Source organism: Cupriavidus sp. L7L (assembly GCF_004353535.1).
Lineage (GTDB): Bacteria > Pseudomonadota > Gammaproteobacteria > Burkholderiales > Burkholderiaceae > Cupriavidus > Cupriavidus oxalaticus_A.
On record NZ_SMNY01000016.1, the window covers coordinates 46465 to 61438 of the forward strand.

Consider the following 14974-nt stretch of genomic DNA (forward strand, 5'->3'; position numbering starts at 1 on the left):
CAGTCATCGGCTGACGAGCCGCCTTGCCAATCTCCGCGAATGCGCCTGTAATGGCTGCGTGGCAGGCACACGCAGTCGGGAGGCGAAATGCGCTGCACGAATTGCCAGTTCGAGAACCCCTCGGGAGCCAGGTTCTGCGAGGAGTGTGGGCAAAGACTTGCTCAGATCTGCCGGCAATGTGGAAGCGAATCAAGCCCAACCGCGAAATTCTGCGGCGCGTGCGGCGCGCTGCTGGGGGACACGGCGGCAGACTCGCCGCGCCGGTCGCCCCCGGTGTCGCCTTTGCCGGCCCCGATTCTCTACACACCGCCGCATCTGGCCGAACGGATCCGCGCCGAGCAGGCCGCCATGGAGGCAAAGGGTGGGGACGCTGGCGGCGAGCGCAAGACCATCACCGCGCTGTTCGCGGACATGGCCGGCTCGACGGCATTGATCCAGGACCTGGACCCCGAAGAAGCCCGCAGCCTGATCGATCCGGTCGTGGTGCTGATGATGGAAGCGGTGCATCACTACGAGGGATACGTGGCCAAATCCCTCGGTGACGGAATTCTCGCCTTGTTCGGCGCACCAATCGCCCACGAGGACCACGCGTTGCGGGCGCTGTTTGCGGCGCTGCGTATGCAGCAAGCCATGCGCGGCCATAGCGACAAGGTGCGGCTGGAGCAGGGCATCCCGCTACAGATCCGGGTTGGCGTCCATACCGGCGAAGTGGTGGTGCGCTCGATCCGCAAGGATGACTTGCGCACGGACTACGACCCGGTCGGCCACACGATCCATATCGCCGCGCGAATGGAAGGGGTCGCGACCCCGTCATCGATCCTCGTCAGCGAATCGACGCACAAACTGGCCGAGGGGTACTTCGAGTTCAAGGCCTTGGGGCGCACACAGATCAAGGGCCTGCGTGAGCCGCTGGCCGTGTATGAGGTGCTCGGCCTGGGCGCCTTGCGCACGCGCTTGCAGGTGGGGGCGCAACGTGGCCTGGCCCGCTTTGTCGGTCGCGAGGCCGAACTGAAGCGCCTGGGCGAGGCGCTCGAACTGGCCCGCGCAGGGCAGGGACAGATCGTCGGCGTTGTGGGCGAGGCGGGAGTGGGCAAGTCGCGCCTGTTCCATGAATTCAAGGCACGCGCGCAGCAAGGCTGCATGGTGCTCGAGACCTTTTCGGTGTCGCATGGCAAGGCATTTCCTTACTTGCCCCTGATCGACCTGCTGCGCAACTATTTCCAGATCACGGCGCAGGATGACGAACGCCGCTATCGCGAGAAGGCCACTGGCAGACTCCTGATTCTGGACCGCGCCCTGGAGGATCAACTGCCTTACTTGCTATACCTGCTGGGCATCGTTGAGCCAGGCTCGGCATTGCCGACGATGGATCCGGCCATCCGGCGTCAGCGCACCTTCGAGGCGATGGCGCGCTTGCTGGTGCGCGAGAGTCAGAACCAGCCGCTCATGGTCCTGTTTGAGGATCTCCAATGGCTGGATAGCGAGACGGAAGCCTTCCTGAATGTGCTCATCGCCGAGGTGCCGCGCGCCAAGATCCTGCTGCTGGTCAACTACCGCCCCGAGTACCGGCATGACTGGGCTCAACACACCTTCTACACCCAGTTGCATCTCGAACCGCTGGGCCAGACGGAGGCGCAGGGCTTGCTCACTGCGCTGCTGGGCGCAGACCCGTCCCTTGCGTCACTGAAGCAGTTGATCCTGTCAAAGACCGAGGGGAACCCGTTCTTCATGGAGGAAGTTGTCCAGACCCTGGCCGAGGAAAACGCGCTGCTCGGCCAGCCCGGAAACTACAGCGTCGAGAAGGCGCCATTGGCACTCCATATTCCGACAACCGTGCAAGGCGTGTTGGCGGCGCGTATCGACCGGCTGCCGCTGCCGCAAAAGGAACTGCTGCAGACGCTGGCGGTCATTGGCGCGGAGTTCCCGTCCAGTTTGATCCGGCATGTCACGGGCCAGTCCGAAGCATCGCTTCACCCGCTGCTGGCTGACCTGCAGATCGGTGATTTTATCTATGAGCGCCCCACCTTTCCCGAGGTGGAGTACGCGTTCAAGCATGCGCTGACCCAGGAGGTGGCGAGCAACTCCTTGCTCTCGGAACAGCGAAGCTTTCTGCATGAGCGTACCGCCCAAGCCATTGAGGCGCTGTTTCCCGACAGGCTGAGCGAATATTGCAGCGAGCTGGCGCACCACTACAGCCAGAGCGGCAATGTGCCGAAGGCGGTCGAGTACCTGCAGCTGGCGGGAAAGCAAGCGCTGCAGCGCTCCGCCCAGTCCGAGGCCATTACACATCTCAGCGCCGCCCTCGATCTCCTGAAAAACCAGCCTGATACCCCCGAACGCAGCCGCGAGGAACTCACGTTGCGGCTGACCCTTGGTCCGGCCTGGATGGCTGTGCGAGGCTATGGTTCACCGGAGGTACAAGCGAACTATACTCGGGCCCTCGTCCTCAGCGAGCAAGGCGGGGAAACCTCGCAGCTCTTCTCAGCACAGCTCGGCTTGTGGTCGTTCTATCTGTTGCGCTCCGAACTCGAGACGGCGCAGACGCTGGCCGAGCGGCTGCTCGGTCTCGCGCAGGATGCACAGGATCCGGAGCAGCTTGCGGAGGCGCACCGGGTGCTTGGCACCACAGTATTCCGCCTGGGCAAGTTCCGCCTGGCCCGCAGTCACATGGAGCAGGCGCTGACCTTGCACCGCCCTGACCGACAGTCTTACGGACATCTGCTGCGCTATGTGCGCAATCCCGCGCTCCATATGCGTAGCAGCCTGAGTTGGAGCCTCTGGTATCTGGGCTTGCCCGATCAGTCGCTGTCCCGAAGCGAAGAGGCACTGGAGATGGCCAGGAATGCGTCCGACCCGTTCGGCCTTGCGCTCGCCCTGATCTATGCGGCCGAACTGTATCAACGCCGCGGCGAGCCCGAAGAGATGCTGGAGTTCGCCAATGCCGCGCTCCAACTATCGAGCGAGCAGGGGTTCTCCATGTACCTGGCATGGGCAACGATCCTGCGGGGTTGGGCCCTGGCCAGGCAAGGCAGCCACGCGGAGGGCATCGCACTGATCCACCAAGGACTTGGCGCACATGAAGCGACCGGTGCCGCATTGGGAAGACCATCCCTCCTGGGACTACTCGCCGACGCCTATGGCAGGGCAGGGCAGCCTGAAGCCGCGCTTCGCGTCCTGGATGACGCGCTGGCGCTCGTGGGCAAGACGGAAGAGCGCTTCGATGAAGCGACGCTGATTCGCCTGCAAGGCGAATTGATGCTGCAGTTGCGTGGCCAGAATGCGGGCACTGCGGCCGCGCCCGCCGTAGATAAGGATGCCGAGGCGCGGTTCCAGAAGGCCATTGCGCTCGCACGTCGCCACGAAGCCAAGTCAATCGAGTTGCAATGCGTGTTGAGCCTCGCGCGGCTATGGCTACGCCAGGGCAAGGATGCCGCTGCGCGGCATTTACTCCTCGAGATCCGGGCAGCCTTTACTGAGGGGACAGACACCGTGGATGCGCGTCAGGCCGGAGAGTTGTTGGCGTCGTTGTCGTAGGAGGCGTCTACCAATTTCGCCATACCGGCAAATGAAGAGTGGTACGCTGGGCCGGACTTGAGCCGGCGACCCATCGGTAATGTACCGATCGCGACTGACCATCCATGGCAGCATGAAGGCCGCCCGCACAGCCGGTAAGTCGGCGCGCAGGCTTTGGGCGAACCTGCGCATTTCCGCAGCGTCGCAGCACGACAGACGTTTCGACCATCGATCGGAGCAATGGCCAGTGTTGAGGATCGAGGATAGTGGGAGTGGAAAGAAACTGGGGGAGGGTGCCACATTGCGACTAAGGTGATGATGTTTCCCAGATGAGTATCGGGGGCCACCATGTCACTACGCTGGACTCTTTGCCTACAATGCCATGCGGACGATGGGAGCGACGAAACTATCCAACTCGGGACAGTAGAGCGACCAACGTGTAACGCGGAGCCTGCAGACTTCGGTCTTTCGCTGCGAGAAGTGCGGCTGCTGGCTCTCGCGCTTCAACAGACTGTGGCACAGCAGCAGATCTACGCTTACGATCGCGCCAAGAGAAGGTGCCCGCATTGCGGAGCGTATCGCCGCATCAAAGATTGGCGACCACGCACGTTCGATACTGCACTAGGCACAATTCACGTTCGCGTTCCACGGGTTGTGGCTTGCATGTGCCTGCCGGAGCCGCTTGATGAGAACGGCGATATATAAGACCACAGGGAAACGTTGTGCCCCATCAAACGGCTTCTTCCCTCACGAACTACCCCCGAGCTGGCCTACCTGTGTGCGCGTCACGGAGCAACAGGATCATACAGGTCTGCTGCGGCCGTCGTTTCTGCGCTGACATCGGTCTCTTGCCTGTCTCATATGCGCGTCCGACGCGAGACGATCAAGATCGGTGAGTACATTGAAGACCGCCAGTTCGCATTGGGGTGGGGCTCGGATTCTCAGTGCGAGGAACGGGCGAAATCACTTTCGATGGCAATTGACAGTACTGTGGTTACAGCCTATCCATTCGAGGAGATCTCGAAGTTTGAGGTGCTCGCAGGCCGAATTGAACGAGAGGGTAGGATGACAAGGCGGTTCGCCTGCGCAATTCCTCGTCGAATCCTGGCGCGTGTTTTAGTGAGCGCAGCCTTGAAGCAGTGCGGTTGGTCTCCGTCGACGTTCGTGGACGTCGTTAACGACGGTGCAAGCGGGATGCGAAGCCTGGTGACCCAAATCGCGCCTCGAGTAGCGTCACCAATGCTCGACTGGTTCCACCTTGCGATGAAACTTCACGCGATACGATCATCGCTGTTCTCGCGCAATTACTTTCTACCGCGCCCAGAGATCTTCTCACGGTGCGAAAAGATATGGCGAAAAATACGAGAGGCACTGTGGAGAGGCCGAGCGGCAATAGGTATAGAGTTGACCAGAACGTTGGCTGCCTCCATGAAAGAGGAGGCGTTGAAGCGTGAAAGCTTCTATGGCCCTGCCGCAGCGACTACCTTCGGTGCTGCCAATCGGCTCCTCATTTTTCTCCAGCACAACGCAGCCATCCTTGTTGACTATGCGCGCGCAAGGCGGGCGGGGAGGCGAATCTCTACCGCTCCGGCAGAATCAGTGATGAATCATCTGATCAACCGTCGCCTGTCCAAACGACAGCAGATGCGGTGGTCTATCAACGGTGCGCATTACCTTCTCCAGGCGCGAGTCGAACTGCTGGATGGCAAGCTGGAGGAGCAATTCATCTGTAAGTACCCACACTTTCGGTCGCCGTAGATCGAACTGAGCACGTAGATGGGCGCATCCCCCAACTTCGTTCCACTCCCACGATTGATGATCCAAAAAAAGCGACAGTCTCATGAATGATGAGCGCGCTCGCGCGAACCACGATCTTCAACACTGACTGTCTCGATGACCTGCGGGGTCCGCTACTACTTCTTCTTTGAGCTTCGCAAGCGCGCGGCGATCCAGCAGTCCCGATGCAAGAGGCGGGCGACTCGTTGCCTTCGAATGACGCAACGCGTCGCCAGCAGGCTGGCTTACCCTGCCCGCTTCGCTTTTCCGTGCATCACCATTTACTCCTGCTGGATGCCCGCCTCTTTGACCACTGTTTCCCATTTTGCCAGGTCAGATTTGATCAACGCCGCGTAATCCTGGGATGTGCCGCCCTTGACTTCAATCCCTGTGGCCTCCAGCTTGGCGCGGACCTCGGGCAATTTCAGCGCAGCATTGACCTCGGCATTGAGCTTGGACACGATCTCTTTTGGCGTACCTGCGGGGGCCAGGAAGCCGCCATTGGTACTGGCGTCATAACCCTTGAGGCCTTGCTCTTGGGCAGTGGGTATGTTGGGCAACGCTTTGGAGCGGTTGTGAGTGGATACTGCGACGGCGCGAACGTTGCCGGACTTGACCTGCTCCTGGATCGCGCTAATGGTGTCGATGTAGAGCGCGGTCCGTCCGGCAATCAGGTCAGGATGGGCTGCGGACGAGCCTTTGTACGGCACCATCAGCACGGGTGCCCCGCTTACCATGCGGAACATCTCTGCGGCCATTTCCTGCGCGCTGCCACGCCCGGACGTGGCCACCTTGGCCTCGCTGGGATTTGCCTTCATCCAGGTGACTAGCTCAGGTACCGTTTTGACCGGCAGCTTCGGGTAGACCGCAAACACCAGCGGAATCTCGTGGGTGTAGACGATGGGTTCGAAGCTCTTTTGCGGGTCCCACCCAAGGTTCTTGAAGAGGAACTTGTTGATGTTGTGGCTGCCGCCCACGATGCCGATGGTGTACCCGTCGGGCTTGGCATTGGCCAGCACCGCCGTGCCCAGGTTATTGGACGCACCCGGACGGTTTTCGACGATGAACGGTTGGCCAAGTTTGACGGCGAGCTTTTCACCGACGATCCGCGCGATCAGGTCGATGCCACCCCCGGCCGGCGCGGGAACGATGATAGTGACGGCTCGCGCCGGGTATTGCTGCGCGGTTGCCAGGCCGGGTGCGATGAGCAGCGCGGCGGGGACGACCAGTGTCTTGATCAAGGTAGGGAACTGCATCGTTGTCTCCAATTGTTTCCGGTTAACTCATGTCAACTCTGGTGGACGCGCACCTTTGCCATGCAGGTAGGGTGCGGATCAGTGTCAGCCACGCCCGACGAATGGCATGGCACTGGCCATGACGGTCATGCTCAACACGTTGGCATTCAGCGGCAGCGAGGCCATATGACGCACGGCATTAGCAACGTGGTTGGCGTCCATCATGGGCTCCGGCGCGATCGTTCCGTTGGCCTGCAGGACGCCGCGCGTCATGCGCTCTGACAGTTCGGTCAACGCGTTGCCGATGTCGATCTGACTCGCAGCGATGTTGAAGGCGCGACCGTCCAACGCCAGTGCCTTGGTAAGGCCCGTGACCGCGTGCTTGCTGGCGGTGTAAGGCGCAGTGAAGGGGCGCGGCGTATGCGCCGAGATGGACCCGTTGTTGATTATGCGCCCGCCCTGTGGTGATTGGCGGCGCATCAGCCCAAAGGCCGCCCGCGCACAAAGATAGACTCCCGTGACGTTGGTGTTGATGACGTGGAACCAGTTGTCCAGCGGCAACTCATCCATCGGCACAGCCGGGGCATTAACGCCGGCGTTGTTGAATAGCAAGTCCAATCGCCCGAACTCGCGTTCGATACTGTCGAACAGGGCTTGCACGCGTTCCGGATCGGTGACGTCGGCAGGCATGGCCACCGCCGTCTGTCCGCGTGCAGCCGCTTCGGCGGCCAGCGCTTGCAAGGGGGCAGGGCGACGGCCGGCCAACACGACCGTCCAGCCGTCGTTGAGCAAGCCAAGCGAGGTAAGACGGCCAACGCCGCTGCCGGCGCCCGTCACGAGGGCAATCTTTCGGGGAGCGTTCAAGGACGGTCTCCTGTTGTGAGATGGAAATAAAAATCGAAACTGCGTGCCATCAGGGCGTGACCGTCAGCGAAAATTCGTTAAGTCCTGCCACGCTGGCGCTGACGACGTCGCCCGGATGCAATGGCCCTACACCTGCTGGCGTGCCGGTAAAAATGAGATCACCAGCCATCAGCATCACGGAGCGCGAGAGCATGGCCACAAGCTCCGGAACCGGCCACAGCAGGTCTGACAAGTCCGCCTGCTGCCGCTCCAGGCCATTCACCGCCAGCCGGATTGACCCTTCACGCGGATGCCCGCAAGTGGTCACGGGCGTGATCGGGCTACAGGGAGCACCGCGGTCGAAGGCCTTGGCGGGCTCCCACGGACCGCCCACGCGTTTAGCTGCCTGCTGCATGTCGCGGCGCGTCATATCCAGTCCGACCGCATAGCCCCAGATATGACGGTCCTCAACCTGTGCCGGATCGATGTCTCGGCCGCCACGGCCGATGGCGACTACTAGTTCGACCTCATGGCAGAACTCTGCGGTTCCCGGCGGATAGGGCAAGTGGTGCGCGGCGGGCACCACGGCGGTGGCGGGCTTCATGAACCATGCGGGCATTGCTTGTGGCGCGGGCTCGTCGGAAGACCACCGGTAGTTGCGCCCAATACAGAAGACCCTTGCGATGGGGAACAGCGCCGCGCGGCCGGTGACGGGCAGGGTGGGCGTGGCCATGGGTGCGAAGACGAAGTCGGTCATCTTGGGCGATGTCAACGATTGACTCTGCGCTCAGGTAGTGAGGCTCATGGTGGGATGGCTGCCGGCGAGGGCCTGGGCAACGCTGTCGAGCACCATCTGCGCCATGGCGGTGCGGGTTTCCCGTGTGGCGCTGGCGCGATGGGCCTGCAGCGTCGTACGCTCGGACTGGCGTAGCGTCAGGGGAACGCGCGGCTCGTCTACAAACACGTCCAGCGCTGCGCCCGCGATTCGGCCGGCGGCAATGGCTTCGGTCAGATCGGTCTCGTTGACCAATCGGCCGCGGGCCACATTGACAAGAAAACCCTGGGGGCCGAGCGCATCCAGCACAGCGGCATCGACGATGCCTTCGGCCTTGTCAGCCGCTGCGCACAGCACCAGCGCATCGCTGTCATGCGCAAGCTCGCGCAGATCCGCCACGAACTCATGCGGAACGTCTTCGATGCGATGCAGGTCGGTATAGCGGATCGAACAGCCAAAGGCGGCTGCTCGCGTTGCGACCGCGCGACCGACCCGTCCCATGCCCACAATGCCGACGTGCATGCCGCTGAATCGCCGGGCTAGCGGGATCGCACTGGGCTGAGGGTGCAGTTCCCACTGGCCGTCGCGCACAAAACGGTCGCCCGCGCAGATATTACGGCAGGCCGCGATCAGCAAGCCGATCGCGAGGTCTGCCACGTCCTCGGTCAATGCGCCAAGTGTGGCGGTGACGGGCAGGCCGCGCTCGCGGCAGTAGGCCAGATCTACCGCATCGGTTCCAACGCCGTTGACGGCCACGACCTTCAGCGCTGGCAACCGCTCTAGCATGGCCCGCGAGATGCCGGTGTGGCCGCCGGTAATGACAGCCTCGATCGCGTCGCCATGCTGGCTCAGCCAGGCATCCTGGTCCTCGATCTCGAAGAGCTTGTGTACCTGATAGCGTGCTGCGAGTTCTTCATTTGCTGCAGGGATCAGGATGGGATTGAGTTGGAGGATCTGCGGCTTCATGTCCAGTGCAGTAGGTCGTGAAAGAGTGATTGCATGGTAGGTATAACTTGATTGTCACGGCAATCTTGATATATAAAATCAACATAAAAAGTTCGCTCAACACGTCATCATGGGATCCTGGATATCGATGGATGAGGCGTGCAAACGCCTAGGCGTTCGGCCGCAGACGGTTTATGCGTATGTCAGCCGCGGCAAATTGGAAGTCACATCAGACCCGACCGATTCCCGCCGCAGCCTGTATCGCGCCGAAGATGTGGCGAACCTGGCAAAGCGCAAGCAAGCCGGACGCAAGTTTGAGACGCTCGCCACCAATACGCTGTTCGGAGCGGAGCCAAGTATTCCGACGGCACTGTCCACCTTCGTGCGCGAGCGCTTGTACTACCGCGGTCAGGACGCAGTGATGCTGGCAGGCTCGGCGAGCTTGGAAGGCGTTGCGTGTTTGCTATGGAATGCAGAGGAGCCGGTGGACTTCTCGTCGACTGCCCGCTTCGGCAGGCCAGGGCGGATCGCCGCGTTCAAAGCTCTGGCGGAGTTGGCCGCGATGGGACACTCCACCCATGGGCGCATGACACGCGTCTTGCATCACGAATGCCAAAGCCTGGTCGGACAGGTGGCCAATAGTTTTGGGGCGCATCCCGGACAACAGCCCTTGCACTTGCGCTTCGCGCAAGGGTGGAAACAGTCCTCGCAAGGGGCAGATCTTCTGCGGACCGCAATGGTGCTACTGGTCGACCATGAGTTGACCAGTTCCGCCTTTGCCGCGCGTATCGCTGCGTCTACCGGGGCATCCCTGCCGGCATGCCTGCTGTCCGGCTTGAGCACACTGTCCGGTCCCTTGCATGGAGACGCCTCGGGCCGCGTCAAGGCGCTTTTCAATGAATTGGACCGACAGGGCGAAGACCAGGTCATTGCGCACCATCTGTCCACTGGCTTGCCATTGCCGGGCTTTGGGCACCATCTCTATCCCGAAGGCGATCCGCGTGCGGCTGCCTTGTTGGCTTTGTTTGATCCCCCTGAAGTGATCGCCCGCTTTATCGAGAAGGCGACTCGCCTGACCGGCTTGCAACCGAACATCGATGTCGCACTGGCGGCCTTGGTTACCCACTATGGACTCCCGGACGACGCAGCGTTTGGGATGTTTGCCACGGCGCGCAGCATCGGACTGTTGGCGCATAGCCTGGAACAACTAGGGGTGGGGCAGGTGATACGGCCGAGAGGGCGCTATGTCGGGAAGGTGCCGGAACGGAGTGAGGGCTAACTGGCAGAACGTACGCAGTGTCTTGTATAGATCGACAGATCCTGAGGCCGTGGCTTATGCTGAGCGCCACGCAAGTGGTGGGCGCTGATGCCCGCCGCCTCGCTTGGGGTTTGACTGCCGGGCAGCGATAGCCCGCTGCATGCCGGAGGTTTTACGGTTGGGCGTGTTAGTCGCTTTAATGACAAGCCCGAGTACATTAGTCGCGAAGACGCTTTGCTCCTCCATCCCGTGGAGCTCCGATTCGCTCGGTTCGCGCGGCATTGCCATTGCGACTTTCGATGGCCTGCCCGGTGTTTCACGAGACGCGAAGGCGATGTGAGTTCCGATGCGAAAGCCAGAAACTGCCACCGACGGTGTTGATGGCCCCGTTACCTTAGTCCCTCGTACATGCCGGTGACGTCATCCATGACCTGAAGAATGCGCTCGCTGGTCGTGGCGATGTTTCTCAATTGCTCCGCGCGACTGACGCCGGTCTGTTTGAGCGCCTCTTCAAAGAAGAGCCACTGAGAGCCGGCAAGCTGCAGCGCACTACGGATGGCCGGCGTGTTCTGCCGCGCTGCGGTGAGAAGTTCCTGCGCGGCCGCGAACTCCCTGGCGGAACTGTCCAGTTCCTGGGCCATCTGCGGGAAGGTGATGCCCCAGGCGCGGAACATGCTGGCCTTGGCGATTCTCTGCGAAAGCATGCGCTGTCGGCCGGCAACGTTGATCAGTTTGCCCGCTGCGGTGCCAGAATGCTTTTCGAGTTGTACGGTGCCTTGCTGCGCAAGCGTCAGTACGTCCTCGCTGGCCGATGCGATCTTCTTCGCGTTCTCGGGATTCGGTTTGCTGCCAGTTAGCAACTGCTTATAGACGATCCAAGTCTGCCCAAGCCTGTCATAGGTGTCCTTGATCTCCGGCGTCGGCGCGAACGACTTTAGATCCGTGAGTTGCCTGTCGAAGAGTGCCACAGACTCCTCGAGGATCTTCTTGGAACGGTCCGTCTCGACACCAAGGCCGACTTGGCAATATGCCTTGGCCATTCGCTGAGACAGCATGCGCTGGCGGCCCGCCTTGTTGATCGCTGAGTGGATGGTCATCGTTTCGGCGAACGCCGTCCCGCCCACCAGCCCCAGGACGCAGCAGAGCAGCAAGCAGCAGGAAGTGAGGTAACGTTTCAAGGTCGCCTCCATATCAATGTCTGGGTGAACCCTTGGACGCGTTGCTTGAGCCGACGAGATGGCGGACCAGTTGATCCATCTCCTTGATGATGTCTGCAAGCACTTGCGTGATCACGGAGAACTCCCTCCCATACTCCCCCGCCCGTGCGGCGGAGACGCGCGCATTCATTGCGACGATGTTCGCCTGCATCGTAATATTGCTGAGCCGGTCGACGAGGTCGGCCTGGCGTTTTCGCACTGCCATCTCGCAACCATGCATTTCCTCTTGGTAGGCCTGTGTGACGCTCTGCAGTAGTTCCAGTATTGGCGTGGCCTGCGTCACGAGCGCATCGAGGGATGATGCTCGCCGGGCGGTATCGGCCGGCGGCGCGTCGATTGCCATCCGCGCCTGGGTGATGAATTCACGGATACGCGCATCGGCGCGCGAATGCCGAGGTACAGTTGTTGCAAGGCTGCGGAGAAGGGGCCCGGCAAACGCTCATTGCCAGTCACGAGATCCGAATGCGCGGATTCGAACGTCGACAGGCACTGGCGAGCGCTTTCTCGGGCGGTTCGATCCCCTTGCGAGGCGAGCAACAGCTGGAGCACGATCCGTTGCGACAACATGCGCTGCCGTCCGGAAAGGTTGATCAACGCGCCAATGGTCTCAGCGGACACTTCGGCCTGGGGTAACTGAGTAGAGGGGGCATTCATGCATTGCCTCGCAAATGGTGTCGGAACGGGACGTGCATTCGCGTTGACCAGAGACAAAAAAGCGCCCCGAAGCAAGAGGCCCGCAAACCGCGTTCCCGGTTCACTGTCACCTCGCTTCGGGGCGCCATTGCCCCGGCCGCCCCTTTCGGAGCGCGTCATCGCGACTTGCCTGTTTGGCTAAAGGCCGCCATTGGCCTGTGTGTTCCTTCTCGCAATATGTGTGCCATACCTCACGCAAGTCGCGGCGAGCCGCGGGCAGGGCAATGACGGGGCGGGACTGAGCCGCCGCACTCATTTCGTGCCAAATGCGTCACGGAGATGCGGCCGCCGGTAGATGCCTCCCTGCACCCAACCCTCAACATGGATCCTGGGCAATGGCGCAGCGAGGTTTGGGCAACACCAGCAATCAGCTTGGCGGAGCGGCAGGCATTCGGCACGTCTTCTGCTCGAGGTCATGCCGGGATAGAAGCCGGGGTGACACATAGGCCCAAAAGTAATGAAGAGCGCGGCTTTTAGTGTCGGGTCTGCAGAGAGGTCAGCGCCACCACAAGCGGTTCCTTGAAATGATCGCCCCCAAAAGCGGCGACGATCCATTGACGGATACCGGGCGAGCCTGGCTGTTGCTCCGATTGATTTAGGATTCGGAATGACGAAGCGGGACAGTCTGGCCAGTTCGTCCGAGCGCCCTCATGCAACTGACGCCACACATATGAAAACCACATGCTTGTCCGGGCAGACGTGGCAGCTCATTCGTCGGGCGGAGGGTTCTGGGCCAGCAGGGCGAGGTCGGTCAGCGAAAGCGTGGCTTCGGCAATGTCGACCAGGCGGCGGTTATTGTCCATCGCAGCCTTCTGCAGGGCGCGGAATGCCTCGTCCTCGCTGAACCCCATGCGGGCCATCAGCGCGCTCTTGGCACGCTCGATCAGCTTGCGCTCTTGCAGGGCGCGCCGTGCCGCATCCAGCTCGATCTCAGTCTGGGCCAGGCGTGTCGACTGCTTCTCCAGCAGGCCTTTGAGCGATGCCACGGTGGCGGCGTCCACGCTGGCCGGGGACCGCGAGGCATCGGGCATTCCCGGCAGTACCGGTGCGCTCCCCGAATACGTCGCCCCCGCATCGAAGAAGCGTTCGACGGCATGTGTGTGCGGGGGCGGATTGTCGAGCAGCCGTCGCAACAGGCCGGCAGAATCCTGCAGGTCGGCCTGCGACGACCGGATCCGCGCCGCGCACGCTGCCCGCAGGCCGTGCACCACCTGCACCTCGAGCGTCCACATGCTGGCAATCACCTCGCTGCAGACTTCGAACCACTTCTCGCTGGCATCGCTGTCGAGCGGGGCGCCGGGCGGGGTGGTCAACAGCGTACGGCGCATCTGTTCCAGGGCAGCTACCGACGGACTGGTCTGCTGGCGCCGCCACGTGGCAAGCAACGCGGGATCGGCGAACTTCTCCAGCACCTGGAAGCTGCGCTGCTGTGCCGCGATCAGATGCAGCACGCGCTGTTGCTGGATCTCGGTGCAGGTGCCTGATGCAAACATCTGCGCCCCCACTGCGCGCTCCTGGCCAGCAGACTCCTTGCCTTGCACCAGGTACACAAAGGCCACCAGCGGCCGGGAGATTCCCGGATACATGGCAACGTCGGCCAGATGGAAGATGAGTTCGAGCAGTGCCGCGACCAACCGGCTGAATGCCGCCACGGCTTCAATAGCTGTCACCTGGCATTGATCGATGCTCATGCGCAGTGCGGGAAGCGTTGCCAGGTCGAGTTGCACCCATGCCATCAACGACACCATCGGGGCACTTGCCATGTGCCCGGATCCGAGCTGGCTGGCAAAGCGCTCGCCAAGCTGTGCTTCAAGGCAAATGGCTTCTCCCTTGGCGGCCTCGCGCTCCGCAGCCAGGCGCTGTCCGCCCGAGGCCAGAAAGATGCTGCTCGCGCCCCGTTCACGTTGCAGCGCATGGATCAGCTGGCCGATCAGATCCGCCAGCTCCACACGGCTCGCGATCAACTGAACGGCCTCAATCTCAAGCTGCTTCGCCTGAAGGACAAGTTGTGAGGCGGTCAGTGGCATTGGCAAAGAGAGGACATGGGGGCGGTGCCAAAAAGGCAAGGAGTATGCCATCGGTTGGCCTGCTGCCGGTAGGTTGGTAGGGTCGCTGCGCTGTCAGCATGGCGCGTCAGCCAGGGGGATCTGGTGCCGCTCCTGCGTGCCCTCATGCCGCGCATCCTCCCCGCTATGCAGGTAGCCGCTCGTCGTCGACAGCGAGCTGTGCCCAAAGTTGTCCCGCACAAAGCGCAGGTCGACCGCTGGCCGGTCATATGCGAGCTAGCGCTGTGGCGCAGCCAATGGGCCGAAGCACTTGCCCAGCACCGTGGCCATGCCAAACGCCGCCTTCAGGGTCAGGTGCAGCGCGCCGCGTGCAGCCATTGTGCGGATTTACATCGCCATCGACTCAGTTCCCGGTTGGCACCGACCAGTCCTCCACCACTAGGCCAGGGACGCGCCGGAACGCTTGGTCATTGGTCACCAGCACCGCGCCAGTCTCCAGCGCGTGCGCGGCAATCAGCAAGTCCAGCGCCCCCATCGGCTGCCCTTGAGATTCCAGTGCAGCGCGGGTTTCACCATAGCCGGCCATCACCGAAGGGGGCCAAGGCAACACCTCGACCCGACGCAGCAACTCGTCCACTGCACGCGCGAGGCGCGCTGCGCCGGGGCGCTTGGCCAGCCCGTACATCAGTTCCGCGCCGGTGATGACCGACAGG

At 62.0% G+C, this 14974-nt stretch carries 9 protein-coding genes and 3 pseudogenes; 3 read left to right on the forward strand and 9 right to left on the reverse strand.

Annotated features, from left to right (window positions below):
- The first annotated feature begins 87 nt into the window (after positions 1 to 87).
- Positions 88 to 3534, forward strand: a complete 3447-nt coding sequence (locus E1J61_RS16470; protein ID WP_133095117.1) for an adenylate/guanylate cyclase domain-containing protein — start codon at positions 88 to 90, stop codon at positions 3532 to 3534.
- Positions 3535 to 3861: 327 nt separating this feature from the next.
- Positions 3862 to 5271, forward strand: a pseudogene (locus tag E1J61_RS16480) (ISKra4 family transposase).
- 299 nt (positions 5272 to 5570) lie between these two features.
- Here the strand turns inward: E1J61_RS16480 and E1J61_RS16485 are convergent.
- The 4 genes from E1J61_RS16485 to E1J61_RS16500 all read right to left on the reverse strand — a co-directional run bounded on the left by E1J61_RS16485 (position 5571) and on the right by E1J61_RS16500 (position 9108).
- Positions 5571 to 6545 (reverse strand): tripartite tricarboxylate transporter substrate binding protein, encoded by a 975-nt coding sequence (locus E1J61_RS16485; RefSeq protein ID WP_133095119.1) that lies wholly within the window; start codon positions 6543 to 6545, stop codon positions 5571 to 5573.
- Positions 6546 to 6629: 84 nt separating this feature from the next.
- Positions 6630 to 7388, reverse strand: a complete 759-nt coding sequence (locus tag E1J61_RS16490; RefSeq protein WP_133095120.1) for an SDR family oxidoreductase — start codon at positions 7386 to 7388, stop codon at positions 6630 to 6632.
- A 49-nt stretch (positions 7389 to 7437) separates the two neighbouring features.
- Positions 7438 to 8124, reverse strand: a complete 687-nt coding sequence (locus E1J61_RS16495) for a fumarylacetoacetate hydrolase family protein (RefSeq protein WP_133095121.1) — start codon at positions 8122 to 8124, stop codon at positions 7438 to 7440.
- Positions 8125 to 8154: 30 nt separating this feature from the next.
- On the reverse strand, positions 8155 to 9108 hold the full coding sequence (locus E1J61_RS16500) for a 2-hydroxyacid dehydrogenase (RefSeq protein WP_133095122.1): 954 nt from the start codon (positions 9106 to 9108) through the stop codon (positions 8155 to 8157).
- 109 nt (positions 9109 to 9217) lie between these two features.
- Between E1J61_RS16500 and E1J61_RS16505 the strand changes: the two genes are divergently transcribed.
- Positions 9218 to 10366 (forward strand): citrate synthase family protein, encoded by a 1149-nt coding sequence (locus E1J61_RS16505; RefSeq protein ID WP_133095123.1) that lies wholly within the window; start codon positions 9218 to 9220, stop codon positions 10364 to 10366.
- A gap of 368 nt (positions 10367 to 10734) precedes the next feature.
- Here E1J61_RS16505 and E1J61_RS16510 read toward each other — a convergent pair whose 3' ends face one another.
- The 5 genes and pseudogenes from E1J61_RS16510 to E1J61_RS16530 all read right to left on the reverse strand — a co-directional run.
- On the reverse strand, positions 10735 to 11523 hold the full coding sequence (locus tag E1J61_RS16510; protein ID WP_133095124.1) for a type IV pili methyl-accepting chemotaxis transducer N-terminal domain-containing protein: 789 nt from the start codon (positions 11521 to 11523) through the stop codon (positions 10735 to 10737).
- 13 nt (positions 11524 to 11536) lie between these two features.
- Positions 11537 to 12216: pseudogene (locus E1J61_RS16515) on the reverse strand (type IV pili methyl-accepting chemotaxis transducer N-terminal domain-containing protein).
- A 746-nt stretch (positions 12217 to 12962) separates the two neighbouring features.
- Complete coding sequence (locus E1J61_RS16520) at positions 12963 to 14333, reverse strand: nitrate- and nitrite sensing domain-containing protein (protein ID WP_243736899.1); 1371 nt, start codon at positions 14331 to 14333, stop codon at positions 12963 to 12965.
- A 42-nt stretch (positions 14334 to 14375) separates the two neighbouring features.
- A pseudogene (locus E1J61_RS38295) lies at positions 14376 to 14633 on the reverse strand (tyrosine-type recombinase/integrase); the annotation flags it as partial.
- Positions 14634 to 14664: 31 nt separating this feature from the next.
- On the reverse strand, positions 14665 to 14974 hold a 310-nt coding region (locus tag E1J61_RS16530; protein ID WP_133095125.1), incomplete at its 5' end, for a type II toxin-antitoxin system VapC family toxin.

Excerpts from the sequence above, each read along its gene's own strand:
- E1J61_RS16495 (WP_133095121.1), bottom strand. The coding sequence starts at position 8,124 with ATGACCGACTTCGTCTTCGCACCCATGGCCACGCCCACCCTGCCCGTC.
- E1J61_RS16500 (WP_133095122.1), bottom strand. The coding sequence starts at position 9,108 with ATGAAGCCGCAGATCCTCCAACTCAATCCCATCCTGATCCCTGCAGCA.
- E1J61_RS16520 (WP_243736899.1), bottom strand. The coding sequence starts at position 14,333 with ATGGCATACTCCTTGCCTTTTTGGCACCGCCCCCATGTCCTCTCTTTG.
- E1J61_RS16485 (WP_133095119.1), bottom strand. The coding sequence starts at position 6,545 with ATGCAGTTCCCTACCTTGATCAAGACACTGGTCGTCCCCGCCGCGCTG.
- E1J61_RS16505 (WP_133095123.1), top strand. The coding sequence starts at position 9,218 with ATGGGATCCTGGATATCGATGGATGAGGCGTGCAAACGCCTAGGCGTT.
- E1J61_RS16470 (WP_133095117.1), top strand. The coding sequence starts at position 88 with ATGCGCTGCACGAATTGCCAGTTCGAGAACCCCTCGGGAGCCAGGTTC.